Source organism: Falsiroseomonas tokyonensis (genome assembly GCF_019024325.1).
Taxonomy (GTDB): Bacteria; Pseudomonadota; Alphaproteobacteria; order Acetobacterales; family Acetobacteraceae; genus Falsiroseomonas; species Falsiroseomonas tokyonensis.
Genome location: NZ_JAFNJS010000002.1, coordinates 592,862 through 617,946, shown reverse-complemented (window position 1 = coordinate 617,946; position 25,085 = coordinate 592,862). Strand labels below are relative to the sequence as shown.

General features: G+C 71.1%; 21 protein-coding genes. 5 read left to right on the top strand and 16 right to left on the bottom strand.

The window, feature by feature from the left end:
• Nucleotides 1-5 precede the first annotated feature (5 nt).
• From J3S20_RS09130 to J3S20_RS09110, 5 genes are read right to left on the bottom strand one after another with little or no spacing between them, the layout of a single operon-like run.
• Complete coding sequence (locus J3S20_RS09130; RefSeq protein ID WP_216836128.1) at nucleotides 6-1,358, bottom strand: response regulator; 1,353 nt, start codon at nucleotides 1,356-1,358, stop codon at nucleotides 6-8.
• On the bottom strand, nucleotides 1,355-2,392 hold the full coding sequence (locus J3S20_RS09125) for a chemotaxis protein CheB (RefSeq protein ID WP_216836127.1): 1,038 nt from the start codon (nucleotides 2,390-2,392) through the stop codon (nucleotides 1,355-1,357). Before J3S20_RS09125 ends, J3S20_RS09130 begins: the two co-directional genes overlap by 4 nt.
• The gene (locus tag J3S20_RS09120) at nucleotides 2,389-3,564 is read right to left on the bottom strand and encodes a chemotaxis protein CheW (protein ID WP_216836126.1); all 1,176 of its coding nucleotides are present in this window, start codon (nucleotides 3,562-3,564) and stop codon (nucleotides 2,389-2,391) included. The genes J3S20_RS09125 and J3S20_RS09120 overlap by 4 nt, the downstream gene beginning before the upstream one ends.
• The gene (locus J3S20_RS09115; RefSeq protein WP_216836125.1) at nucleotides 3,557-4,339 is read right to left on the bottom strand and encodes a CheR family methyltransferase; all 783 of its coding nucleotides are present in this window, start codon (nucleotides 4,337-4,339) and stop codon (nucleotides 3,557-3,559) included. The genes J3S20_RS09120 and J3S20_RS09115 overlap by 8 nt, the downstream gene beginning before the upstream one ends.
• A 17-nt stretch (nucleotides 4,340-4,356) precedes the next feature.
• Nucleotides 4,357-4,779 carry an ATP-binding protein gene (locus J3S20_RS09110; RefSeq protein ID WP_216836124.1) on the bottom strand — a complete coding sequence of 141 codons (423 nt, stop codon included), beginning with the start codon at nucleotides 4,777-4,779 and terminating at the stop codon, nucleotides 4,357-4,359.
• A 198-nt stretch (nucleotides 4,780-4,977) separates the two neighbouring features.
• Here J3S20_RS09110 and J3S20_RS09105 point away from each other — a divergent pair, with 198 nt between their 5' ends.
• Together J3S20_RS09105 and J3S20_RS09100 are read left to right on the top strand one after the other, a co-directional pair.
• The gene (locus tag J3S20_RS09105; RefSeq protein WP_216836123.1) at nucleotides 4,978-6,552 is read left to right on the top strand and encodes a Na/Pi symporter; all 1,575 of its coding nucleotides are present in this window, start codon (nucleotides 4,978-4,980) and stop codon (nucleotides 6,550-6,552) included.
• 199 nt (nucleotides 6,553-6,751) lie between these two features.
• Nucleotides 6,752-8,521: a solute carrier family 23 protein gene (locus J3S20_RS09100; protein ID WP_216836122.1), complete on the top strand. Its 1,770-nt coding sequence runs from the start codon at nucleotides 6,752-6,754 to the stop codon at nucleotides 8,519-8,521.
• Here the strand turns inward: J3S20_RS09100 and J3S20_RS09095 are convergent.
• The 11 genes from J3S20_RS09095 to J3S20_RS09045 all read right to left on the bottom strand — a co-directional run bounded on the left by J3S20_RS09095 (nucleotide 8,518) and on the right by J3S20_RS09045 (nucleotide 22,591).
• Nucleotides 8,518-10,851, bottom strand: a complete 2,334-nt coding sequence (locus tag J3S20_RS09095; protein ID WP_216836121.1) for a xanthine dehydrogenase family protein molybdopterin-binding subunit — start codon at nucleotides 10,849-10,851, stop codon at nucleotides 8,518-8,520. The genes J3S20_RS09100 and J3S20_RS09095 overlap by 4 nt on opposite strands.
• A gap of 13 nt (nucleotides 10,852-10,864) precedes the next feature.
• A complete protein-coding gene (locus J3S20_RS09090; RefSeq protein WP_216836120.1) occupies nucleotides 10,865-12,253 on the bottom strand; it encodes an FAD-dependent oxidoreductase in 1,389 nt (462 codons plus the stop codon).
• Nucleotides 12,250-12,840 (bottom strand): cysteine hydrolase, encoded by a 591-nt coding sequence (locus tag J3S20_RS09085; RefSeq protein WP_216836119.1) that lies wholly within the window; start codon nucleotides 12,838-12,840, stop codon nucleotides 12,250-12,252. The genes J3S20_RS09090 and J3S20_RS09085 overlap by 4 nt, the downstream gene beginning before the upstream one ends.
• Nucleotides 12,841-12,844: 4 nt before the next feature.
• A complete protein-coding gene (locus J3S20_RS09080) occupies nucleotides 12,845-14,911 on the bottom strand; it encodes a hydantoinase/oxoprolinase family protein (protein WP_216836118.1) in 2,067 nt (688 codons plus the stop codon).
• Nucleotides 14,908-16,584, bottom strand: coding sequence for a hydantoinase B/oxoprolinase family protein (locus tag J3S20_RS09075; RefSeq protein ID WP_216836117.1), 1,677 nt, complete (start codon nucleotides 16,582-16,584; stop codon nucleotides 14,908-14,910). The genes J3S20_RS09080 and J3S20_RS09075 overlap by 4 nt, the downstream gene beginning before the upstream one ends.
• A complete protein-coding gene (locus J3S20_RS09070; protein ID WP_216836116.1) occupies nucleotides 16,581-17,972 on the bottom strand; it encodes an MmgE/PrpD family protein in 1,392 nt (463 codons plus the stop codon). The genes J3S20_RS09075 and J3S20_RS09070 overlap by 4 nt, the downstream gene beginning before the upstream one ends.
• 30 nt (nucleotides 17,973-18,002) lie before the next feature.
• Nucleotides 18,003-18,704: an ABC transporter ATP-binding protein gene (locus J3S20_RS09065; protein ID WP_216836115.1), complete on the bottom strand. Its 702-nt coding sequence runs from the start codon at nucleotides 18,702-18,704 to the stop codon at nucleotides 18,003-18,005.
• Nucleotides 18,697-19,443, bottom strand: a complete 747-nt coding sequence (locus J3S20_RS09060; RefSeq protein WP_216836114.1) for an ABC transporter ATP-binding protein — start codon at nucleotides 19,441-19,443, stop codon at nucleotides 18,697-18,699. Before J3S20_RS09060 ends, J3S20_RS09065 begins: the two co-directional genes overlap by 8 nt.
• Nucleotides 19,440-20,381 (bottom strand): branched-chain amino acid ABC transporter permease, encoded by a 942-nt coding sequence (locus tag J3S20_RS09055; RefSeq protein ID WP_216836113.1) that lies wholly within the window; start codon nucleotides 20,379-20,381, stop codon nucleotides 19,440-19,442. The genes J3S20_RS09060 and J3S20_RS09055 overlap by 4 nt, the downstream gene beginning before the upstream one ends.
• Entirely contained in the window at nucleotides 20,378-21,256 is an 879-nt protein-coding gene (locus J3S20_RS09050; protein WP_216836112.1) for a branched-chain amino acid ABC transporter permease, read from the bottom strand. The genes J3S20_RS09055 and J3S20_RS09050 overlap by 4 nt, the downstream gene beginning before the upstream one ends.
• A gap of 108 nt (nucleotides 21,257-21,364) precedes the next feature.
• Nucleotides 21,365-22,591, bottom strand: coding sequence for an ABC transporter substrate-binding protein (locus J3S20_RS09045; protein WP_216836111.1), 1,227 nt, complete (start codon nucleotides 22,589-22,591; stop codon nucleotides 21,365-21,367).
• Nucleotides 22,592-22,840: 249 nt separating this feature from the next.
• Between J3S20_RS09045 and J3S20_RS09040 the strand changes: the two genes are divergently transcribed.
• The 3 genes from J3S20_RS09040 (at nucleotide 22,841) to J3S20_RS09030 (ending at nucleotide 25,083) form a co-directional block, all read left to right on the top strand.
• The gene (locus J3S20_RS09040) at nucleotides 22,841-23,032 is read left to right on the top strand and encodes a hypothetical protein (RefSeq protein ID WP_216836110.1); all 192 of its coding nucleotides are present in this window, start codon (nucleotides 22,841-22,843) and stop codon (nucleotides 23,030-23,032) included.
• 56 nt (nucleotides 23,033-23,088) lie between these two features.
• Nucleotides 23,089-23,931, top strand: coding sequence for a DMT family transporter (locus tag J3S20_RS09035; protein WP_216836109.1), 843 nt, complete (start codon nucleotides 23,089-23,091; stop codon nucleotides 23,929-23,931).
• A gap of 132 nt (nucleotides 23,932-24,063) precedes the next feature.
• Nucleotides 24,064-25,083, top strand: a complete 1,020-nt coding sequence (locus tag J3S20_RS09030) for an ABC transporter substrate-binding protein (RefSeq protein WP_246602520.1) — start codon at nucleotides 24,064-24,066, stop codon at nucleotides 25,081-25,083.
• Nucleotides 25,084-25,085 lie beyond the last annotated feature (2 nt).

Sequence of the window (25,085 nt, the reverse complement as noted above, 5' to 3'; positions counted from 1 at the left end):
CTCGATCATCTCGGCGCCTCCACCGCCAGCCCGGCCGCGCGCCGCGCCGTGCGCAGCAGCGCCACGCCCTGGCGCTCGCGCAGGTCGGGGCTCAGCGCGCCCGAGGGCTTGCCGACGATGCCCGCAACGCCGAGCCGCCGCGCTTCCGCCGCCGTGGCGGAGCCCGGCCTTGCGGCGGAGGAGACGATGACCACCGCGCCGCCACCCGACAGCGCCCAGCGACGCAGCACGCCGATGCCGTCCAGCTCCGGCATCTCGATATCCAGCATGGTCAGGTCGGGGGCCAGGCGGGCCATGGCGGCCAGCGCCTGCACGCCATCCGCGGCCTCGCCCACCACCTCGAAATCCGCATCCAGCGCCAAGGTTTCGCGGACCAGGCGGCGCATCATGGCGCTGTCATCCACCACCAGCACGCGGCGGCGCGAACCGGCGGGGGCGGCCTCGGGCGGGGGCAGGTCGTGCCCCGCCGCGACGATGGCCTGGGCCTGGGCCGCCAGGGCCGCGGCATGGCCGGGCAGCGCCGCGGCTGCAAAAGGCTCCAGCGGCAGGGCGTCGAGCAGGGTGCGCAGCGAATCGAGGCCCAGCGCGCCGGCCATGCCGCGCAGCGCCTCCGCCGCCCGCGCCGCGCCGGCAGCCTCCGTGGCGGCGCCGAGCCTTTGGCAGGCGGCGGCGAATTCGGGGGCGAAGGCGGCCAGCAGGTCGGGATCCAGCGGCGGGGCCTCGGTTGGACGGGCCTCCTCCTGCGGCGGCAGATCGGCGCCGGCCTGCACGATCCGCTCCGCCTGCGCCGCGAGCCTGCCGGCCAGGTCGCGCAGCGCGGCCGCATCATAGGGGTCGAGCAGCCCCGCCGCCGGCGCCAGCAGGGCGAGCAGGGAGGCGAGCCCAACGGCGCCCGCCATGGCGCGCAGATTGTCCAGCGCCCGCCCGGCCTCCACCGCATCCGGGGCGGCGGCGAGACGCGCGCAGCCGGCGGCGAATTCGGGCGCCAGGGCCTCCAGCATCTCCCGGTCCAGCAGGGTGGCGGGCGCTTCGGCGGGCGGGGGTTCGGGCGGGGCCTCGGCAGCGGAATCGGGCAGCGGCAGGTCGGAGCCGGCCGCACCGATCGCGATCGCCTGCCGCGCCAGCGCCTCCGCCCCCGCATGCAGGGCGGGCCAGTCCAGCGGGTCGAGCGCCTGCGCCGTCCGCTCCACCAGCGCGGCCAGCGAGGGCGCGCCGAGTGCGGCGGCCATGGCGCGCAGCTGGTCCAGCGCGCGCCCCGCCTGCGAGGCATCCCGCACCATGGCGAGCCGGACCGCCTCGGCCTCGAATTCCGGCACGAAGGCGTCCAGCAGGTCGCGATCCAGGGGTGAAGGCGTCATGCCACCTTCTCCCGCACCAGCGCCGCCACGCGCCGGCCGAGGCCGGCGGGGTCCGCCGTCTCGATGGCAAGCCCAGCCTCGATCAGCGCGCCGGGCATGCCGCCGACGACGCAGCTCGCCACCGTCTGGGCCAGTACCGGCATGCCCCTGTCCTGCATCGTCCGCGCCCCCAGCAGCCCGTCCCGCCCCATGCCCGTCAGCACCACGCCGAGCGCACGCTGCGCCACCAGCGCCGCCGACTGGAACAGCAGGTCCACCGAAGGATGCACCGCCGCGACGCCGACCGCGAGCCGCAAGACGAAGCCGCCATCCACCCCCGGGCCGCGCGCCAGGTGGCCATCCGTGCCGCCCGGAATCACGGTGACCTCGCCCGACATCAGCCGCTGCCCCGCGCGCCCGACGCCGACCGGCACGCCCGAAAGCCTGGCCAGGTGCTGCGCCAGGTCCGGCGCCAGGTCGGCCGGCATGTGCTGCGCCACCACGCAGGGCACCGGCAGCCGCCCGGCGGCCGAGAGGAAGGCGGCCAGCGCATCCGGCCCGCCGGTGGAGGCGCCGAGCAGCACCACATCGGCCCCGCCCGCCGCCCGCACCACCCGCACCGGCGCCGCGCCCCGCGCCGCCGGCCGCACCTTGGCGCGCTGCCCGGCCCAGTGCCGCAGCCGGCCACGCAATTCGCGATCGAGCATCGAGAGATCGACGCCGCCGAGGTCGCCATCCTTGCACAGGTAATCCACCGCGCCCCGGTCCAGCGCCGCCAGCGCGGTGGCGGAGCCGTCGCTGGTATGGTGGCTGACCATCAGCACCGCCGGCGGATCGGGCAGCGCCATGATGCGCCGCGTCGCCTCCAGCCCATCGAGGCGCGGCATCTCCACATCCATGGCGATGACATCGGGGCGCAACTTCGCCGCCTGCTCGATCGCGGCCTCCCCGTCCGAGGCCTCGCCGACCACCTTCAGGTCGCCCTCGGCCTCGATGATCCGCCGCAGCGCCATGCGCATGAAGCCGCTGTCGTCGACGAGAAGGACGCGGATCACTTCAGGGCGCCCAGCACGGCGGCGCGGCAGACCGGCAGCGGCGCCTCCGCCATCGCCACCACGGCGGAGACCAGCCCCTCCCCCGCCACGGCCGCGATCAGCCGTTCCGGGATGCGGCGCAGGCCGGTGACATGGCTGACCGCCAGCGCCACCGGCGGCGCCCCGGCCAGGCGCAGCAGCGGCGCTTCCGCGGCGTGACGGCCGAGCACCTCCGTCGCGCCCAGGCGCAGGCCGCCATCCAGCACCGGCAGCACATCGCCGCGATGCGCCGTGACACCGCGGAAGCCATGGATCGGGTGCTCCGCGAGCCCGGGCGCGGGCGACGGGGCGATGGGCGGGATCACCGCCACCACCTCCTCCACCGGCAAGGCGAAGGCCTGCCCGCCGGCGGCGCAGAGCAGCAAGGCGCGGCTGGGTTCGGGGGGCGGCGGCGCCGAGGCCTCGGCCAGCGGGGCGACCACAAGTTCCTCGGCCGCCGCCTCCAGCCGCGGCAGCAGCGTGGCCTCGCCGGGCCGGGCCGGGCCGATGCGGTCGCAGGGCAGGCCGAGGCGGCGGCCGCCATGGCGGAACAGCACCAGCAGCCCGGCCGCCGCCACGGGGCGATCCGCCTGCAGCAGCCAGGCCGGGTCCAGCACCAGCACCGGCGCGCCGGCGGCCACCGCATAGCCCAGCGCAGCGGCGCCCGCCGCCGGGGCCGGCCGCAGCACCGGCATGGGGAGGACCCGTTCCAGCAGGGCGAAGGGCAGCACCAGGCGCAGCCCGCCAAGCTCCGCCGCCAGCGCCAGCTGCCGCACAGCGGCGCCGCGCATCGGCACGGACCAGCCGCCCGGCCCCGCCGGCAGCGCCGGCGGCACGCGGCGCGCGGCCAGGCGCGGCGGCACCAGCATCGGCGCGCCGTGATTCGCACCCTGGGGCTGGATTTCGGCAAAGGCCTCCCCGGCCACCACGACGCGGCCATTCGGCCCGTCCAGCAGCACCCAGGCCGGGCCGCCAGGGAGGCCGGGCGCCGCCGCCATCACCGGCACCACCTGCCCCGCCACCACGGCGATGCCCAGCATGCCGGGCCCGGCCAGCGGCGCCGGGCGCAGCGGCGCGGCTTCCACCACCTCGGCATCGGCCGGAAGGGCAAAGGCGTGGCCGCCAGCCAGGAGGGCCGCGGGGGCCTCAGCCATCCGCGCCCTCCCGCCGCCAGATGCCGATCAGGTCGCGCGACCAGGGCCTGAGGCCGATGTCGCGCGTCGGCCGGTCGGTCGGGCCCAGCAGCAGCGCGCCGCCCGGACGCAGCGCCGCGACCAGCCGTCGCAGCACCGCAAGCCGGCCTTCTTCTGTCATGTAGATCAGCACGTTGCGGCAGAGGATGGCATCCGCCGCCTCATCCGGCAGGCAGGCATCCAGCAGATTGGCGCGGCGGAAGGCGACATGCGGGCGCAGGTTTTCGGCCGGCTCGAACCAGCCATCGGCGATATCGAGCATGGCGCGGTCCGCTTGCGGCACTTCGCGCAGCGCATCGGGCGGGCCGAGGCGGTAGCGTGCCGCCAAGGCCGCCTCCAGCGCCGGGCGGCAGAGGTCGAGGCCCTCCACCTGCCAGGGCACCCCGGCGCCGGCGGCCAGGATGGCCAGCGTCCAGGCCTCCTCCCCCGTGGCGCAGCCGGCCGAGACCAGTGTCAGCGCCCCGCGCGCGGCGAGCGCCGGCAGCACCTCGGCCCGGAAGGCGGCGATCTGCGGCGCGGCGCGGAACATGCGCGTCTCCTGCACCGTCACCGCATCCAGCAGCGCGGCCCAGTCCGGATGGTCGATGCTGGCGCGGTCGAGCGGCAGGCGGGAGAGCAGCGGTGCGGCGCGCAGCAGCCGGTTGCGCAGCACCTCCGATTCGGAAAAGCCCGCCAGGCCCGCCAGCCTCTCCTGCACGGCGCTCAACGCCGGCGCGGCCAGGCCGCTGGCTTGCACGCGGGGGGCCGGACCGCTCAGCCGGAGGCATCCAACACGGCGACCAGCCGGTTGCGACCATCCGCCCGGCTGTAGTCCAGGCTGCGCGTCATCTGCCGCACGAAATGCACGCCGAGGCCACCAACGTCGCGATCCTCCAGCGCGGCCTCGGTATCCGGCGCGGCGCGGGACAGGGGGTCGAAGGCGCGGCCGTCATCCTCGATGCTGGCGATCACGGCGCCATCCTGCTGCCGCACGGTGACGGCGACGAAGGTGGCCGCGCCGGGGCCGCTGCCGCCATGCATGGCGACATTGGCGGCGAGTTCCTCCACCACCACGGCCAGGCGATGCGCGACCTTGGGCGGCAGTTCCGCTTCCTCGGCGAAGGCCTCCAGCGCGTCCAACAGGCGCGCGACCGCCTCGGTGTCGGGCGGGATGGTGATGTCCAGCGCTGGCGGCACGTCCGTGCTCTCTTGAAGCCGATTGCGCCGAGCCTAGCCGCGCCCGCGGCGCTTGTCGCGTCCCCCGGGCCAAGCCGCGACCCCGGATCTGGACCTGGCCATGGCGCGGGCAGCGCCGTTCTGGCAAAATTCCATGAATATCCGTGATTTATGACTGATAGATGACACCTGATATGAAGCCAAGCCCGTGACGAACCGATGGAGCTGATCGCGGCGCTGCTGGGCGGCATCGGCCTTTTCCTCATCGGCATCAAGGGCCTGGGAAGCAGTCTTCAGGCGCTGGCGGGGCCGCGGATGCGTGCCGTGGTGGCGCACGCCACCAGCAACCCGCTGCGCGCCGCAGCCACCGGCCTGCTGCTGGGCGGCCTCACCCAATCCAGCAATGCGGTCACCTTCATCCTGACCGCGATGATCCAATCCGGCCTGCTGGGCCTGCGCCGCGCCTTGCCGATCGCGGCCTTCGCCAATCCGGGCACGGCCGGGCTGGTGCTGCTCGCGACGGTGGATATCCGCCTGGCGGTGCTGTGGCTGATCGGCCTGGTCGGGCTGAGCAGCGCGCTGAACCTGGATCGCAGCGGCCGGCTGAAGCCGGCGCTCGGCGCCCTGCTGGGCCTGGCGCTGATGTTCCTGGGCCTCGACCTGCTGAAGACCGCGGCCGTGCCGCTGCGCGAGCTACCGCTGCTGGCGAGCATGGCCGGCGGCGCCGGGCTCGCTCTGCCCTTCCTGGCCGGCGCGGGGGTGACGCTTCTCGCCCAGTCCTCCTCCACCGTCAGCATCCTGGCGCTGACGCTGCATGCGGCGGGCCTGCTCGGCTTCGAACAGGCGGCGCTGGCGGTCTATGGCGCCTCGCTCGGCTCCGGCGGCGCGGTGCTGCTGCTGTCTGCGGGTCTTGCCGGCGCGGCGCGGCGCCTGGCGGTGTTCCAGGCGCTGGTAAAGGCGGCGGGGGCGGCGCTGTTCCTCGGCCTTTTCGTGCTGGAGCGCCTGGCCGGCCTGCCGCTGGTGCTGGCCGCGACGACGGAGCTGGCGCCGGATCCGCAGGCGCGCATCGGGCTGCTGTTCCTGCTGCTGCAGCTGGTCTCCGCGCTGCTCGGCGTGATGGCACCGGCCTCCATGGCGGCGCTGCTGACCCGGCTCTGCCCCGACAGCCCGGCCGAGGCGGCGTCCCGCCCGCAATTCCTCTATGACCGCGCACTGGACGACCCGCCGACGGCGCTGGAACTGGTGGCGCGCGAGCAGCAGCGCCTGGCGCTGCGCCTGCCCGCCTTCGTCGACCCGCTGCGCGCCGAGCCGGAGCTGCCGCCCGAACCCGCCGGCACCGGCCAGGCCGCGAGCCGCGCGCTGGAGGGCGCCATCGGCCGCTTCCTGGCGGAGCTGCTGACGCGCGGCGGCGACCGCGATGTGCTCGACCGCGTGCTGGCGCTGGAGGCGGCGAATGCCGGCCTGGCCGCGCTGCGGGAGACCCTGAGCGAATTCGCCGCCACCGCGCGGCAGGGCACGGCGGCCGCGCCGCTGCGCCCGACGCTGGAACGGCTTGCGGAGGCGCTGCACCTGCTGCTCGGCGCCCTGGCGGAGGCCCGGGATGCCACGGATGCCGAGATGCTGCGCGACATGGCCGATGACCGCGGCACGCTGATGGCCGGGCTGCGTCAGCGCCTGGCGGAACGCGAGCCGGAGCTGACGGCCGAGGCCCGCGCCCTGCTGCTGGCCGCCACGGCGCAGTTCGAGCGTGCGGTGTGGCTGGTCCGGCGCCAGGCGCAGCTCAGCCTGGCCTAGCCGTCCCGCTTTCCAGCAGGCGGCAAGGCAAAGGAAGTCTTTACAGAAAGATGGCCTTCTGCCCGTATGAGCCATCACTAAAACGGGAAGCCCGATCCGGCGGTCTCGCGATGCTGTCACCTGGTGCAATGCGCCCGCAATAGGCCGCGCCTCCTCCGGCTGGCCATGCAGGACGTTTGCAACTCGAACTGTTCTCCCCATGACTGCTGCGAGGAATTGGCGCATTCCCCCAAGATCCTTTTCCGCTTTCCTGGCGCAGGCGCTGCCACGCTGGCTGCAGGCACCGCGCAACGACCGCCCCACCACCCGCCCCGCGCAGCTGGAACACGGCATCGACGGCCGGCCCGGCATCCTGCAGACGGCGGGGCTGGCGGCTCAGCAGATCGGCATCCAGTCGATCTACCTGATCCTGCCGGGGCTGGTGGGCGCGCAATTCGGGCTGCTGCCGCTGGATGTGCTGAATTTCGTCAGCCTCTCCGTCGTTGCCCTGGCGCTGACCGGGCTGCTGCAGGTGCTGACGCGCGGGCCGATCGGGTCCGGCTATCCGATCGCGGCCATCCCTTCCCCGGTCTTCGTCGCGGTCTATCTCGCCGCCGCCTCCTCGGCGAGCCTGGAGATGGTGTCCATCGCCGCGGCGCTGACCGGGCTGATCGGCATGCTGCTGGCCGGCACGCTGCGGCGGCTTCAGAAGGTGATCCCGCCGGAGGTGGCCGGCGTGGTCGTGCTGCTGATCGGCGTCAGCCTGCTGCCGCGTGCCTTCGCCTCCACCGGCACCACGCCGGAGCCGGCGGCGGTGACGGTGGTGACGCTGCTGGGCATGATGGCGGTGGCGCTGTCCGGCGGGCGGCTGGCGCGCTTCGCGGTGCTGGTGGGCGCGGTGGCGGGCACGCTGGTCGCCGTGCCCTATGGCATCGGGCTCAGCGACGGGTCGATGCTGCGCGAGGCGCCCTGGTTCGCGCTGCCTAGCCCTTCCCTCCCCGCCTTCGGCGGGCTGGATCCCGGGATGCTGCCGGCCTTCATGGTCGCGCTCTTCGCTTCCTTCGCCTCCTGGACCGGGGATCTGGTGGCCTTCCAGCGCGCGGCGGATGGCAGCTGGCGGCGGCCGGATACGCCGCCGATCCGCCGCGGCCTGCTGGCCTATAGCGCCGCCTTCGGCCTTTCGGCGCTGGGCGGCGCCATGCCGGCGGGCAGTTCCTCGGCCTGCGTCGGCCTGTCCATCGCAACCCGCGTGCTGGCGCGGCGCGTCGCCATCTGGGGCAGCGTCGCCCTGCTGCTGCTGGCCTGCTGCCCGAAGCTGCTGGCCCTGCTGCTGGAACTGCCGGAGCCGGTGGAAGCGGCCATGCTGCTCTATGTCTGCTGCTTCATGATTGCGACCGGCTGCCAGCTGATGGGCGCGCGGATGCTGGATGCGCGGCGCACCTTCACCGTGGGGCTCGGCTTGGCCCTCGGCCTGGCCACGCTGCTGAACGTGCCGGTGCTGGAACAGCTGCTGCCGCCGATGCTGAAGGCGCCGGTCACCGCCGGCGCGCTGATCGCCATCCTGCTGAACCTGGTCACGGCGCCGCTGGTGGCGCAGCGCGCCACGTTCACCATCCGCCCTGGCGCCGGGATGAACCAGGCCCTGCTGGACGAGGTGGAGGCGCTGGGCGGCCGCTGGGGTGCGCGGCGGGAGACGATGAGCCGCATCGGCCATGCGCTGCTGGAGCTGGAGGAGTTGCTGGCCGAACGTGGCGAGGGCGAGATCCGCGTCCAGGCGAGCTACGCCACGGACCAGATTTTTGTCAGTGCCGCCTGGGATGGGGCGCCGCTGCCGAAGCCTTCGCTGCGCCCCGATGCCGCCGACCTGGAAGGCAGCGAGACGGCGCAGCAGGCTTTTGCTCTGTGGCTCGCCACCCGCAATGCGGAGACGGTGGAGCAGCGGGTGCGGCCCGGCGGGGGTGCCGAGCCGCGCCTGACCTTCGCCGATTAGCGGTGGAACGCCCGCCAGACGCGCTCCGGCGTCAGCGGCATGTCGATGTGATCCAGGCCGAGCGCATCGCAGGCGGCCGAGACGATGGCCGGCGGCGCGCCGCAGGCGCCACCCTCCCCCGCGCCCTTTACGCCGAGCTCGTTGATCGGCGTCGGGACGATGTTGAAGCCGATGGCCAGGTCCGGCAGGTCCTGGGCGCGCGGCATCGCATAGTCCTGGAAGGTGGCGGTCAGGAACTGACCTGACTCACGGTCGTACACCGCATGTTCCAGCACCGCCTGGCCGAGGCCCTGGGCGATGCCGCCATGCGACTGGCCATGCACCAGCATGGGATTGATGACATTGCCCACGTCGTCCACGGCGGCGTAGCGGTCGACCGTCAGCACGCCCGTCTCCGGGTCGATCTCCACCTCCGCCACATGGCAGCCGTTGGGGAAGTTGCATTCGGTGCTGCGCTTATAGAGCACCTGCTCATCGAGGCCCGGTTCCTCGCCCTCCGGCGGGTTCTGCGCCGCGGCGGCGACCTGCTTCCAGGTCACGGCGAGATCCGTGCCGGCCACGACGAAGCGGCCGGCCTGCAGCTCCACATCCGCCACGGCCGCTTCCAGCAGATGCGCCGCGATGCGCTTCGCCTTGGCGAGCACGGCCTCCGAAGCACGCGAGGTCGCGACGCCGCCCATCTGGGAGGAGCGGGAGCCGCCGGTGCCGAACCCCTGCTCCACCTGGTCGGTGTCGCCCTGCACCAGCTCGATATCGCCGAAGGGAATGCCGAGGCGCGCATGGACGATCTGCGCGAAGGCGGTCTCGTGCCCCTGGCCGTGGCTGAAGGTGCCGACATGTAGCCGCGCCTTGCCATCGGCGGTCATGTGCAGCCGCGCCCATTCCTGCGGCTGGCCGCCCGAGGCCTCGATGAAATAGCCGATGCCGCGGCCGCGCTTCTTGCCGCGCGCCTCGGAGGCGGCGCGACGCGCGGCGAAGCCGGTCCAATCCGCGAGGTCCAGCGCCATCTGCTGCGTGCCGGCGAAGTCGCCGCTGTCCAGCTCGTTGCCGACGCAGTTCACATAGGGCATCTGGTCCGGGCGGATGTAGTTGCGCCGGCGGATCTCGTCCTTCTCCAGCCCGAACATCTTCGCGCCGACATCCAGCAGGCGTTCGACGGTATAGGCGATCTCCGGCCGGCCGGCGCCGCGATAGGCATCCGTCGAATGCGTATTGGTGAAGACGCACTGCACCTGCAGGTTCACCGCCTGCAGGTCATAGACCGTGCCCGCGATACGCGCGCCGGCGACGGTCGGGATGCGCGGGCCGAAATCGAACAGGTAGGCGCCCATCGCCGCCATGGTCTTGGTGCGCATGCCGAGCGCCTTGCCATTCGCGTCGAAGGCCATCTCGGCCCTCGTGACATGGTCGCGGCCATGCGGATCGGACAGGAAGGTCTCCGTCCGATCCGCACGCCACTTCACCGGCCGGCCCAGCTTCTTCGCGGCCCAGAGCACCATGGCAGATTCAGGAAAATTCTTGCCGCGCAGGCCAAAACCGCCGCCGACATCGAGGGAGACGACGCGCAGCTTCTCCATCGGGATCTGGAAGATGAATTTGGCGAGGGACTCCCGCACCTTCATCACGCCCTGGCTCGGGCTGTGCAGCTCGTAGCGGTCGCGCTCGGTGTCGAAGGCGCCGACGGCCACGCGGGGCTCCATCGGATTGCCGACGAGGCGGTTCTGCACCAGCTCGACGCGCGCGATGGTATGCGCCTTGGCGAAGGCCGCATCCGTCTCCGCCTGGCGGCCATTCGACCAGGTGACGCAGAGGTTGCTTCCACGCTCCGGCCAGATCACCGGCGCATCGGCATCCAGGGCGCGCGCCGTGTCGGTGATGGAGGGCAGCATCTCGTAGTCGATCTCGACCAGCTCCGCGGCGTCCATCGCCTGCGCGCGGGTCTCGGCGACGATGGCGACGACGGGGTCGCCGACGAAGCGCACCGCCTCGGTCTGCAGGATTTGGCGCGGCGGCGCATAGAGCGGCGGCGTGCCGGCCATCGGTGGCACCTCCACCATCACTGGGAAAAGGCCGAGCCCATCGGCCGCCGCATCATGCCCGGTCAGCACCAGCAGCACGCCCGGCGCCGCCTTGGCCGCACTGGTATCGAGGGAGAGGATGCGCGCATGGGCATGCGGCGAACGCAGGATGGCGAGATGCGCCTGTCCGGGCAGGTTGATGTCGTCCGTGTAGCGGCCGGCACCGGTCAGCAGGCGGACATCCTCCTTCCGCCGCACCGGCTGGCCGATGCCGAACTGGTCCTCAGCCGTCTGCGTGACGTTCACGTCCATCCTGGTCCGTCCCTTAAGCTTGGGCGAGCCTCGCTGCCTCTTCCCCGGCGATGCGGCCGAGGGTGACGGCGGTGAGCAAGCCATTTCCCGAAAGGTAGCCCGAAGCGTCCGGCCCGGATACGCCACAGGCGGCCCCGCCGGCGGCAAAGAGATTCGGCACGATCCCGCCGGCGGCAAGACGCACCCGCGCCCGATCGTCCACCACCATGCCGCCCTGGCTGTGGAACAGCGCGCCGGTGACGCGCACGGCGCAATAGGGCGGCGCGAGCTGCGCCACACCGGCCCAGTTGCGACCGAACCCATCGGTGGCGCCGGCCTGTTTCAACGCAGCCACCGTCTGCATCTCTGACTCCAGAGGCAGTTTCGTCATCCGCGCGAGTTCCGCGATGCTGTCGGCCCGCAGCACGGCGCCCTGCGCCTCCGCCTGCCGGAAATCCTCGAACTGCCGCGTGATGCCGGCGATGCGATCGTCGAAAATGTCCCAGGCGATGTGGTCGGGCTGGCCCATCACGGCGCGACCCGCTTCCGAATAGCCACTGGATTCGTTCCAGAAGCGCGCGCCCTGCGCATTCACCTGGAAGCCGCCTTCCATGATGACGGCCCAGGACACCAGGATGCCCTGCGGATGTGCGACGGAGCCGTGGCCCTGGTGGCCGGTCATGTCGCGCAGCTCGGCACCCAGCGCCTCGCCCCAGGCGAGCGCCTCGCCCTCATTGCCGGGATGGCCGAAGTACACCGCCTCCGCAAGGTCGGGGATGTAGCGCGCGACCAGCGCCTTGTTGCCGGCATAGCCGCAGCAGGCGAGCACGATGGCCTTGGCGCCGATGCGTTCCTGCGTGCCATCCGGCCGCTGCGCCACCAGGCCGCGGATCGTGCCGTGCTGGTCGAGCACCAGGGTGGTTACGCGGGCTTCCGTCAGCAGCGGCACCTCCGCCGCCTCCGCCGCCGTGCGCAGCCGGTCCACCAGCTCCGCGCCGCTGCGGCTGGGCAGGCCGTGCATGCGGCGGCGGCTGTGGCCGGGATAGTCGAAATCATGCACCACGCTGAAGTCGAGACCGTGGGTTTCGGCCAGCCATTCCAGCGTCGGCGCGGCTTCGCGCGCCACGGTCGCGACGGTGCCGGGTTCGGCCTCGCCATGCGCCTTGCGCTGGATATCCGCCGCAAAGGTCTCGCTATCATCGGCGATGCCGTGCGCGCGCTGGAAGCGCGTGCCGGCGGCCGGGATTAGGCCGGCGGAGAGCGAGGTGCTGCCCCGCGGCACCGCATCCCGCTCCAGCACCAGCGGCTCCGCCCCAGCACCGCGGCAGGCGAGCGCCGCGACTAGGCCGGCGGCGCCGGCGCCGATGATGGCGACGGTCACCTCGGCATCGAAGACCGGATCCTGTTCGCGGCTGATGCTCATTGCAGCTTCGCCAGCTCGGCCGCGACGGTGCTGATCTTCGCCACCGGACGCAGCGCCGCGATCGCCGTCTCATGCACCTCGCGGGAGAAGGCGGCGCAGGCATCCTCCAGCACGGTCACATCGAATTCCCGCACATGCGCGCCGCGCACGGTAGAGGAAACGCCGCCATTTGTGACGATGCCCGCCACCAGCAGCTTTCGCACGCCCGCCTTGCGCAGAATCCATTCCAGGCGCGTCTGGTAGAAGGCGTCGTAGCCCACCTTCTCCACCGGAAGGTCGGAGGGGGCGAGTTCCTCCACCACCGCATGCCCCCAGCTGCCCTGCACGAAGTCGCCCTTCTTCAGGAAGGGGCGCAGGTGACGCAGATGCGGGTCGATGAAGGGTTCGCCCTGCTTGCCGGTGAACAGGGTGAAGTGGGTGGAGGCGATCCAGCCGCCCTTCTCCCGCACCTTGTCCGCCAGCGGCTTCAGGCGCGCGGGAATGGCGGCGATCTCCGCCGCCCCCTGCCCGGCCCGTCCATAGGCGCCATCGGGATGGATAAAGTCGTTCTGCAGGTCGCAGAGCAGCAGCGCGGTATCGCTCAGCATGGCGTCACTCCCGCTCGATGATCAGGTTGCCATAGCCATCGACGCGCGCGACAAGGTCCGGGTCCACCACCACCGTGGCATCGCCCTGTTCCAGGATCGCCGGGCCATGCACAAGCGCACCCTCCGGCAGGTCCAGCCGCGACCAGACCTGCGCCGTGTGCCAGGCGCCGTCGAACCACACCTGCCGCACGCCACGCGCCGCGCCCTCCACCGTCGCATCCTTGGGCGGCGCCAGCGCCTTCAGGTCAAAGTCCGGCCGCACGCCGATGGCCGCGGTGCGCAGCGAGACGATGCGGATCGGCAGGCCCGGCAGCAGCCGGCTGAAGGCGGTCTGGTAGGCGGCCTCGAAGGCGGTGCGGATGATCGCCTCGGAGACGCCCGTGGTGCCGTCGATCACATGCACGGGGATCGGCACGCCCACCGTATGGGTCTGGCCGGCATAGTGCATGTCGAGCTCGAAGCGGATTTCCGTCCGTGTCACCGGCAGGCCGGCGCCATCCACCACGGCGCGGGCGGCGGTGGCCTCCTCCACCATCCGCGTATCCAGCGCGGCGGCATCGATGCCGTCCAGGTTCAGGTTCAGCGTGCGCACCTGGTCGTGCCGCACATCGGCGATGACGCAGCCGATGGCGGAGGTCACTCCCGGGAAGCGCGGTACCAGCGCGGCGCGCAGACCAACCTCCTTGATCAGCGCGCCGACATGCAGCGCGCCGCCGCCACCGAAGGGCAGCGCCACGAATTTTTGCGGATCATGCCCGCGCTCAATGGAAACCAGGCGGATGGCGCCGGCCATCTTCGCATTGGCCAGGCGCACGATGGCCTCCGCCGCCTGCATGGCATCGAGGCCAAGGGGATTGCCGACATGCTCGGCAATGGCCGCCTTCGCACCCTCCACATCCAGCCGCGCCAGCGCGCCGCCGATGGGCCGGTCCGCATTGATGCGGCCGAGCACCACATTCGCATCCGTCAGCGTCGGTCGCGTATTGCCCTGGCCGTAGCAGACCGGGCCCGGGCGGCTGCCGGCGCTTTCCGGCCCCACCTGCAGCAGCCCGCCGCGATCGACATGGGCGATGGAGCCGCCGCCTGCGCCGATGGTGGTGATCTCGATCATCGGGCTGCGGATCACCAGGCCGAAGTCGATGGTGGCCTGCGCTGCCAGCTCCATCCGCCCACGGCTGACCAGCGAGACGTCGAAGCTGGTGCCGCCGAGGTCGCAGGTGATGGCATTCTCGAACCCCGCCGCCTTGGCGATGGCCGCCGCCGCGATCACACCGGCCGCGGGGCCCGACAGCGCCGTGCGCACCGGCACGCTGCGCGCCGTCGCGGTCGACATGATGCCGCCATTCGACTGCACGATGTGGAAGCGGCCGCCGAACCCGTCCTCGGAAAGCGCCGATTCCAGCTTGCCGAGATAGCTCGCCACCACCGGCTGCAGATAGGCGTTCAGCGCGGTGGTGGAGGCGCGTTCGAATTCGCGGATCTCCGGCAGGATCTCCGAGGACACGGAGACATGCGGATTCGGCCAGATGGCCCGCACCGCCGCGGCCGCCGCGCGCTCATTCGCCGCATTGGCGTAGGAGTTGATGAAGATGATGGCGCAGGCCTCGGCGCCGCGCGCCAGGAGTTCGCGCGCGACGGCCGCGACTTCCTCCGCCTGCACCGCCGTGTGGATGGTGCCATCCGCCAGCACGCGCTCCGCCACTTCCAGGCGCATGTCGCGCTCTGTCACCGGCAGGAAATCGCCCCAGAGGCCCCAGGTATGCCGCCGGTCGCGCCGGCGCATTTCCAGCACGTCGCGGAAGCCAGCCGTGGTGATGATGCCGAGCTTGCAGCCCTTGCGTTCCAGCAGCGCATTGGTGCCGACCGTCGTGCCATGCACGATCGCCTCGAAGCCCGCGGGGCCGCCGAGCTTGCGCAGGCCGGACATGAAGCCCACCGCCTCGTCACCGCGATTGGACGGCACCTTCTCCGTGCGGAAGGTGCCCTTGGCGGGATCAAACAGGAACAGGTCGGTGAAAGTGCCACCGACATCGACACCCACGATCGGGCCGCCCTTGGTCTCGCCGCTCATGCCTCGTATCCGTATTCGCGCTTCGCCACTTCCGCCGTCACGAAGCCGAGGCGCAGGTCGCGCGCCACGTCCTCCCTCGCCCGCTGCTTCGGGTCCCCCCAGCCACCGCCGCCCGGGCTTTCCAGCCGCAGCCGCTGGCCCTTCTGCAGCTTCACGCCGACGATCTTGCTGGCCATCGGCGGCGTCTGCCAGCCGGTGCCGTCCTGCCAGGTGAAGCGGTTCAGCGCGCCTTCGCTGCCGCCGGTCACGCCGAAGGGTGCGTAGCGGCCACGCTCGCCCAGCAGTGCCACTTCCGTGGTGCCGGGCGACAGCGCCTCGATCTCATAGACCGCGCCGACGCCGCCGCGATGCAGCCCGGCGCCGCCGCTATCCGGCCGCAACGCCCATTGCGTGAACATCACGGGATAGGCGGCCTCCATGATCTCGGCCGGCGGAATCGTCGCGGTGGAGATCGGGTTGTTGGCGTGGTGCAGCCCATCCGTCTCCGGATTACCGCCGAGCCCGCCGCCGAAGAAGGAGAACATCACCCAGCGCGTGCCGTCCTGCTTCTGGCCGGAGAGCGACAGCGCATTGATGGTGCCGAAGGGCGCGGCGGTGGCGCGGTCCGGCATCGCCTTGCCGAGCGCGCCGAAGATCACGCCGATCAGCCGCAGGATGGTCTCGGTGTAGCCCGCCACCGGCCGCGGCGGACCGACGGCCAGCAGCGAGTTGTCCGGAATCACGAAGTCGATCGGCCGCAGCACGCCGGCATTGGCCGGCACATCCGGAAAGGCGTGCTTCAGCGCGACGTAGCAGGCGGCGACGGATGTCGCGTAGCTGATATTGATCGGGCCGAGGCAGGCGGCGGAGCTGCGCGAGAAATCGAGCGTCATCCGCCCGCCCTGCACCGTCATGTCCAGCGCGATGGTCAGCCGCTCATCCACCACGCCGTCATTGTCGAGGTAATCCTCGAAGGCGTAGTGGCCATCCGGCAGCGCCTCGACCTCCGCCTGCATCAGCGCGGCGGCGCGATCGGCCAGCGCGCCAAAGGCAGCCTCGACCACGTCGTCGCCGGTATCGTCGAGCAGTTCCAGCAGGCGCCGCTCGCCGAGATCCAGCGCATTGAGCTGGCCGTTGAGATCGCCCCAGTTGGATTGCGGCACGCGCGAATTGGCGGCGAGGATGTCCAGGATGTCCTGCTGGATCACGCCCGCGCGGAACAGTTTCACGGGCGGGAAGCGCACGCCTTCCTGGTGGCTTTCGGTCGCGCGCGGATTGTAGTTGCCGGGCACATTGCCGCCGATGTCGAGCCAATGGCCAACGCTCGCCAGCCAGCAGAACAGTTTTCCCGACCGGAACACGGGGCGCACCAGGCGGAAATCGTTGAGGTGCGTGCCGCCCTCATAAGGGTCGTTGAAGATGAAGGTATCGCCCGGCTCAAGCCCCGCGCCGGCCTGCACGCGCTTGATGACGGCCTGCACAGCGAAGGACATGGCGCCGACGAAGATCGGCAGGCCCTTGGTGCCCTGCACCAGCGTCGCACCCGTCTCGGCCTGGTACAGGCCGTGGCAGGCATCCCGCGCCTCCGCGATGATGGGATTGAAGGCGCTGCGATAGAGCGTCGCATCCATCTCATCGGCGATCTGTTCCAGCCGCCCCTTGAGGACGGCCAGCGTGACGGCATCCAGACTCATGATTTCAACAGTTCCACCAATGCGGAGGCCTCGGTGTGCGGCCCCATTCCCATCACGGCGCCTTCGATTGCCGCGGCGCGTTCGCGGCCATAGACCGGGTCGGTCAATTCATGGAATTTCTCGCGCACCTCGGCCTCGGTGAAGGGGTCCTCGGTGTCGCCGCGATTGGTCGTAACCTCGGCCACGTGCCGCGTGCCGTCCTGCATGGTGATGGTGACGCGTGCGGGGCGCAGGCCCGGCAGCTGCGCGGTCATCGCCGCTTCCTCGTCAACGGTCACGCGCGAAGCCAGCGCCAGGATCTCAGGATTTTCACGAGCCGGCCCGCGGAAGGCGGGCACGGTAGCCGCGCCGTGCACGATGAAGGTGGCCAGCGCGAAAGGAATGCTGAACTTGGCCGCCAGCATGTTCGGCGCCGCGGGGCTGTCGAGCTGTGCGGCCCAGACATAGGTCTGCACGGCAATGGACTTCACCTGCGACGGGTCCAGCTTGCCGGTGCTCGCCGTGATGCGGGCCAGCGCATCTAGCGCGCCATGGGTGTAGCGGCAGGCAGCGTGGCGCTTGAAGTAGTTGCGTGCCACCTCCCAGCGCGTGCCGAGTTCCGCCACCATTTCTTCCGGCCGGAAATCGCTGGCCGAAACCTTGCCGAAGATGGTCGCGACGCCGTCGCGCTCCGCCTCGAAGCCCGCGCGTGCCAGGTCCCACACGGTGAGGCCGAGCATATTGGAGACGCCGGCATAGGTGTTCCGCACCGTGCCGCCCTCCAGCATGTTGTTGCGCGAGGTCGCCAGGCCGAGCGAGGAGGCCATGTTGATGACGCCGCGGAACTCTGCCGCACTGGCGCCATGCAGCTTGGCTACAGCCACGGCCGCGCCAAGCGTGCCCCAGGTGCCGTGGGGATGCATCGCGACATTCAGCTTGCTGGCGATGCCGACGCGGCTGCCCATCTCGTAGCCCAGCGCCAGCGCCATCAGGAATCCCGCGCCATCACCGCGCGGCGCCGCCAGCAGCGCCGGCACCACATGGATGGCCGGATGGCCGCGCGCATACTGGTTGCCCTCATCGAGCTCCAACATCGTGCCGGCGGTGCCATTGAGGAAGGCCGCCGTGCCGGGCCGCGCGCCGCCCGCGAAGCCGATGACGGGCGCGTCGCCGCCACCTTCCCGTGCGATCATGCGGGCCGCCAGCGCCTGGGTCTCGGCTTCCTGCGCGCCGGCCGCGATGGCGCCGATGCAGTCCAGCAGCGCGAGACGCGTGCGCTGCGCGACCTCGGCCGGCAGTTCGGCAAAGCGCGCGCGGGCCGCGAAGCCGGCCCATTCGCCGAGCCAGGAGGGCGGCGGCGCAGCGAGCAGCGTGGAGGCGGGTTCGACGCCCGGCGTCACGATGGCCATGATGCTTTTTCCTTCCCCAAGTTTTCGGCCCTAGAGACCCAGATAGGCGCGCTTCAGTTCCGGATTCTCCCGGACTTCGGCCGCGGGGCCGGCAAGTGCGAAGACGCCGTGTTCCAGCACATAGGCACGATCCGCGATGTCGAGCGACTGCGCGACATTCTGCTCCACCAGCATGATGGCGAGGCCCTCGCCATGCAGCCGGCGGATCAGCGTGAACATCTCCTCCACCAGCAGCGGCGAGAGGCCGAGCGAGGGCTCGTCCAGGATCAGCAGCCTGGGTTCCGCCATCATGCCGCGGCCGATGGCGAGCATCTGCTGCTCGCCACCCGAGAGCGTGCCGGCCGCCTGCGCCACGCGTTCGCGCAGGCGCGGGAAGGTCTCAAAAACCTTTTCCAGGTTCTGCGCGCGGCTCGCCTTGGCGCGGCGGTAGGAGCCCAGCTCCAGATTCTCCCGCACGTTCAGATTGGGAAATATCTTGCGGCCTTCCGGCACCTGGATCAGCCCGCGCGCCATCACCTGCGCCGGCGACAGGCCGGTGATTCGTTCGCCCGCAAAGCGCACCTCTCCGTCGCGCGGCTTCACCAGGCCGGAGAGCACCATGTTCAGCGTGGTCTTGCCGGCGCCGTTCGATCCCAGCACGGCGACGATCTCGCCCGCGGTGACATCGAGAGAAACACCCTCCAGCACCCGCGTCAGCCCGTAGCCTGCGACCAGGTCCCGCACCTCAAGCATGCGCGCCTCCCGCCAGGCGCGCGGCCGCGCCGTGGCCGAGATAGGCCTCCACCACCGCGGGCGTCGCCACGACCTCGGCCGGCGTGCCGCTGGCGATGATGCGGCCCTGGGCCAGCACATGCACCGATTCACAGAGGTTCATCACGGCCTGCATGACATGCTCGATCATCAGGACCGTCACCCCGGAATCGCGGATGGCGCGCACCACGGGGACGATGTCGCGCACCTCGCTGGGGTTGAGCCCGGCCAGCACCTCATCCAGCAGCAGCAGTTTCGGCTGCGTCGCCAGCGCCTTTCCGAGTTCGACGCGCTTGCGGCCGGAGACGGTGAGCGCGGCGGCGGGCTTGTCGAGCTCGGCCGTCAGGCCGACCTGCTCCGCCACCTGCTCCGCCAGCGCAATCGCATCAGCGCGGCGCTTGTGGCGCAGGAAGGCACCCACCGCGATATTCTCCCGCACCGAAAGCCCGGCGAAGGGCTGCACGATCTGGAAGGTGCGGGACAGGCCCTCGGCGGCCAGCAGATGCGGCGGGCGCGCGGTAATCTCGGCCCCCTTCCACAGCACCTGGCCGCTGGTCGGCTTCTGGAAGCCGGAGACGATGGCAAACAGCGTGGTCTTGCCCGCGCCGTTCGGCCCGATCAGCCCAGTGATGCTGCCCTCCGCCACCTCGAAGCTGGCGTCGGAAACGGCGAGCAGCCCGCCGAAGCGCATCGAGACATTGCGGATTTGCAGAAAGCTCATCGGCGCCACCGTAGGAAGCGCAGCAGGTGCCGCGGCGGGTAGCGCACCACCAAAATCAGCAGCACGCCGAAGATCACCAAGTCGATGCCCGGGATGCGCCCCACCATCATGCGCGTGAGCTCCGCCAGCGTATGCAGGATGACGGCGCCGATGACCGGACCGAAGACGGTCCCTGCCCCGCCGATGATCGGCGCCAGCAGCGCCTCCACCGAAATCCAGGTGCCATAGGCAATGGTGCTGTCGAGATAGAGGAAATACTGCGCATAGAGCCCGCCTGCAGCACCCGTCATCGCCGCGGAGAGCGTGATGGCCGAGAGCTTCACCCGCAGCGCATCCACGCCGACGGCGCGGGCCGCTTCCTCATTCTCCCGCACCGCGACCAGCTGCGCGCCGAGGCGGGAGCGTTCGAGCGCGCGGGTCAGCAGCAGCGCCACGACGACCAGCGCCAGCACCACTAGGTAGAACCAGCCGCGCGATTCGAACTGGAAGTTGGCCGGCCGCTGGTCGAGCGGGATCAGCAGCCCCGCCGCACCGCCGGTGAAACTCGCCGCATTGGCGAGCACGCGAAACACCTCGGCAAAGGCCAGCGTCACCAGCGCGAAATAGCTGCCGCGCAGGCCGGAGCGGAAGGACAGGAAACCGATCACCCAGCCCACCAGCGCGGCCAGGGCGATGCCGGCCAGGAAGGTGATGTAGGGGTTCACGCCATAGCGCACCTGCAGCACCGCGGCCGCATAGGCGCCCGTGCCGAAGAAGGCGGCGTGGCCAAAGGAATACTGCCCGCCGAAGCCGCCAAGGATGTTCCACCCCTGCGCGGCGAGGCAGAGGATCAGCGTGAAGATCGCAAAATTCAGCAGCGTGCCGGCGGTGACGAAAAGCGGCAGCAGGGCCGCGATCGCGCCGAACAGCAGGATGGGCCAGACATCCCGCGCCGTCATGCGCGTGCCCCGAACAGGCCGGTCGGCTTGAACAGCAGCACCAGGATGAAGATCACGAAGATGCCGAGCTGGCCGAGGCTGTCGCCAAGATAGAGGCCCGACAGGCTCTCCACCACGCCGATCACCAGCCCGCCCAGCAGCGCGCCGGGCACGCTGCCCATGCCGCCCAGCACGACGATGGTGAAGGCCACCAGCACGAAGGCATTGCCGACGCGCGGATTCACGTAAAAGGACGGCAGCAGCAGGCAGGCCGCGACGGCCAGGCAGGCGGTGCCGATGCCGAAGGTCACGGCATAAACATGGCCGACATCGATGCCGACCAGCGCCGCGCCGGTGCGTTCCTTCGCCACGGCGCGAATCGCGCGCCCGGTATCGGTCATCCGCAGCAGCACGAAAAGCACCGCCGCCACCACGAAGGCGACGCCGAAGCCGACGACGCGCGGGAAGGACAGCAGCATGGGGCCGGCCTCAATCACCTCCATGGCGTAGTCGACCTGCACGGAGAGCGTGTCGGAGCGGAAGATCGCCAGCATGGCGTTCTCCAGCACGATGGAGAGGCCCAGCGTCACCAGCAGGATGTTCTGGTCGTTGCCGCCGCTTGCCGGACCGATCACCAGACGCTGCACGGCATAGCCCAGCACGAAGAACAACGGCACCAGCGGCAGGATCGCCACATAGGGGTCGAGCCCGAAGGCCGCCCAGCAGACCCAGGCGGCATACATGGCGAGGGTCAGCAGCGCGCCATGGGCGAAGTTGATGATGTGCAGCACGCCATAGACCAGGGTCAGGCCGAGCGCGACCAGCCCATAGACGGCACCGGTGAGGAGGCCGTTGGCCACGGCCTCCATCACGATCTCAGCGGGGAAGGACCTCATGCGGCGCGCGTCTTCAGCGCGCCGCGCGGCCGAATGGCCGCCGCCGCCCGTGCGGCGAAGCCAAGGCGGCCGGACGGCCGCCGCCCGGCGTTTGAGGGCATGGCGATATCAGGCCGGCCAGGGGAAGACGGCCTGGGCGTCGGCGAATTCGCTCGGGAAGATCACCTTGATGTCGTTGCCCTGCACCTGGGTATTCACCGCCTGGCCCGCCTGGTTCTGGCCATTGACGAAGTTCGTCGGGCCATAGGGCATGATGTGGCGGTCGAACTTGCCATCGGTCGCCGCCAGCGCCTCGATCAGCTTGGCGCGGTCGGCGGCGCCCGCGCGCTCCAGCGCATCGGCCACCAGCATCACGGCCGAGTAGTTCATCGGCGTGTTGTACAGCCAGAAACGGCCCTGCGCCTCCACCGTGCGGCGCAGCTCGGCGGTCTTCGGCTTGCGCGGGTCGGCCCAGTGATTCACGTCCATCACCAGGTTCGCCGCCTCCGGGAATTCGCGCAGGAAGCGGTAGTTGGAAGCGGCGCCGTTCAGCACGCAGTAGATGCCCTTCGGCCGGATGCGGCGCTGCTGCAGCGTACGGCTCAGCAGCACGAATTCGGCGTAGTAGCTGGAGGGGATGATCAGGTCCGGGTTCAGGCTGCGGATGCGCAGCGCGATATTGGACATGTCGCGCGCCGGCGTCGGGTGGCTGATCGTCTCCAGCACCTCGAAGCCGCGCTTCGGCAGTTCCGCGCCCATCAGCCGCGCCATGCCGGAACCGAACAGCCCGTCCTCATGCACCACCACGACGGTCTTGGCCGGCTTGCCCGCCGCGTCATTCAGCTTCACCAGGTTGTCGAGCGCCGCGGCCGTGATGCTGCCGAAGCCGGGCGAGAAGCGGAACGTATTCTTCAACCCGCGCGTGACGATGGCATCCGAGACGCCGACATCCGCCACATAGGGCAGGTCGTAGCGCGCCGCAGCCTGGGAGGAGGCGAGGCAGATCGGGCTGGCGAAGCCGCCGACCACGGCCACCACACCCTCCGCCTGCATGCGTTCCACCTCCGCCGTGCCACCCTCGGGCGAGGAGCGGGCATCGCCGAAGACCATCTGGATCTGCGCACCGCCCAGGGACTTGATGCCGCCGGTCTGGTTGATCTCGTTGATCGCGAGCTCGGCGCCCAGGCGGCCATATTCGCCATCCTGCGCCAGGGCGCCGGTGACGGGCTGCAGGATGCCCAGCTTGATGGCGGCGGGCTGGGCGCGCAGCAGGCCAGGCGCGGCCAGGGTGCCCAGGGAGGCGCCAGCAGCCCCCAGCAGGACGGCGCGGCGGGAGGGCTGGAATGCGTTCGGCATTGTCTTGGTTCCCCTTTGGTGGTCCCAGTGGATCGGCACCTTGGCGCGGCAGCCGCGTTGGGGCGATATCTGCGCTGCCGCGTCCTTTTCGGCAAGCTGTCCGGACAAGCCGGCGGCCCTCCGCCGCCGCGTCCCTGCCGGCCGGCAGGGCAGATGCCACCGAAAGGGGCAGCCCCTGCCGCGCGTTGACGCCCGCCGCGCCTGCCCCTAACCCCAGCCCATCAACAACAGCCCGGGAAGGTCACGCCGATGCGCTCGCATGAGGGCCAGTTCTCCGACAATCGCCCGATCCGCCGGTCTCCCCAGGAAAAGCGCCGCCTGCTGGCGGAGCTGAAGGAGACCCTGGCCGGGATCAAGCCGCACAACTCCCCCAGCCTGCGCACCACCCTGCTCGCCCGGATCAAGGAGCTTGAGGCGGAGCTGGCGCCGGAACGCAAGTAGTCCCGATGCCGCGGGCGGCGCCCCTACCCCCGGAGGGGCGCCGCCTGCTGGCGGGCATGGGCCTGATGCTGGCCTGCTGCCTGGTCTTCGCCGTGATGGGCGCCTGCTTCCGCGCCGCCATGCAGGAAGGCCTGCCGGTCCCGCTCGTGCCCTTCGCCCGCGGCGTCTTCACCACCCTGGTCATGCTGCCCTGGCTGCTGCGCCACGGCACCGCCGCCCTGGCCACCCGCCGCCCCGGCGCCCATGTGGCGCGCTGCGCCGCCGGGTCCTGCAGCTTCATCCTCTCCATGTTCGCGCTGCTCTGGCTGCCGCTGGCCGATGCGGTGGCGATCCTGCATGCCAAGCCGCTCTGGGCGCTGCCGCTGGCTTTTCTTCTGTTGGGGGAGAGGGTGGGGTGGGACCGGGCGATCGCGGCGGCGGTGGGATTCGCCGGCGTGCTGGTGATCATCGGGCCGGATGGCGGGCTGGCCTGGCCGCCCTCCGCCGGCACGCTGGCGGCGCTGGCGGGCGGGGCTTCCGGCGCCATGGTGCTGGTGGCGGTGAAGAACCTGTCCTCTACCGAGCCGCCGGCGCGGGTCGTCGCGTGGTATGCGATCTGTTCCGTGGTGATCTGGGGGCCGGTCTCCGCCTTCGTCTGGCAGACGCCGACGCTGGCCGCACTGCTGCTGCTGATGGCGGGGTCGGCCTGCGCCATATTGGGCGACTTCCTGGCCTCCTGGGCCGCGCGGCGCACGCCGGTGGGGCTGCTGGCGCCTATCGAATATGTGCAGATCCCGGCCGCCGCGATCATCGGCCTGGTGGCCTTCGGCGAGGCGCCGGGCTGGAGCCTGCTCTGGGGCACGCTGATCATGGTGGCGGCCACGCTCTACCTGGCGCAGCGCAGCCAGCACGGCGGCTGAGCTGCCTGCGAAGCGGTCAGCCTGCCCAAGCCGACGGCAGATTCGCGCGCAACCAGGGCGCCGCCCGGCTCTCTGGGCCGTGACAGGCCGCATTTCCAGGCTATGGTGCCGGCCACCGAGGAGGATCCGCACATGCTCAACCGTCGCACCCTGATGGCCGCCGCCGCCGGCACCACGCTCGCCCTTCCCGCCATCCGCACCGCCCAGGCGCAGAGCGCCGTGCGCTTCACGCTCGACTGGGCGCTGCAGGGCAACCACGGCATGTGGGCGCTCGCCGAGGATCGCGGCATCTTCCGGCGGGAACAGCTGGCCGTCCGCATGGACCGCGGCTTCGGCTCCGGCGATGCCCTCGTGAAGGTTGGCTCCGGCGCCTACGACATCGGCTTCGCGGATTTCTCCGGCGCGGTGAAGTTCAATGCGGAGAACCCGAACAGCCGGCTGGTGATGCTCTACCCCGTCTTCGACCGCACCGCGGCCGCCATCGTCACCATGCGCGGGCGCGGCATCGAGAAGCCGCAGGATGTGGCGGGCAAGAGCCTGGGCGCGCCGGAGGGCGAAGGCTCCCGCCTTCTCTTCCCGGCCTTCGCCAAGGTGGCGGGGATCGACACCAGCCGGGTGCGCTGGACCTCGATGGCCGCGAATCTGCGCGACACCATGCTGCGTACCGGCCAGGTGGATGCCGTCACGGGCTTCCTCTTCACCGTGCATTTCAACCTGGTGGGCCTCGGCATCCCGGAGGACAACATCCTGTCCTGGCCCTATGCCGAGCATGGCCTCGACCTCTACGGCTCCGGCGTCTTCGTCCGCGCCGAATGGCTGGAGCGGAACCAGGAGGTGGCGGCGCGGTTCGTGAAGGCCTCGATCGAGGGTCTCAAGCTGCTGCTGAACGACATCCCCGGCGGCATGGCGGCGCTGAAGCGGCGCGAGCCGCTGTTCGACGAGGCGCTGGAAGCCCGCCGCTTCGCCATGACGCGCGACCGCTCCATCATCACGCCGAACAGCCGCGCCAATGGCATGGGCTACCTCGACATGGCGCGCGCGCAGCAGCTGGTACAGGTGAATGCGGAGGCGCTGGGCGTCGCCAATCCGCCGAGCGCGGACAGCATGTTCACCGACCGCTACCTGCCGCCGAAGTCCGAGCGGATGTTTTGAGG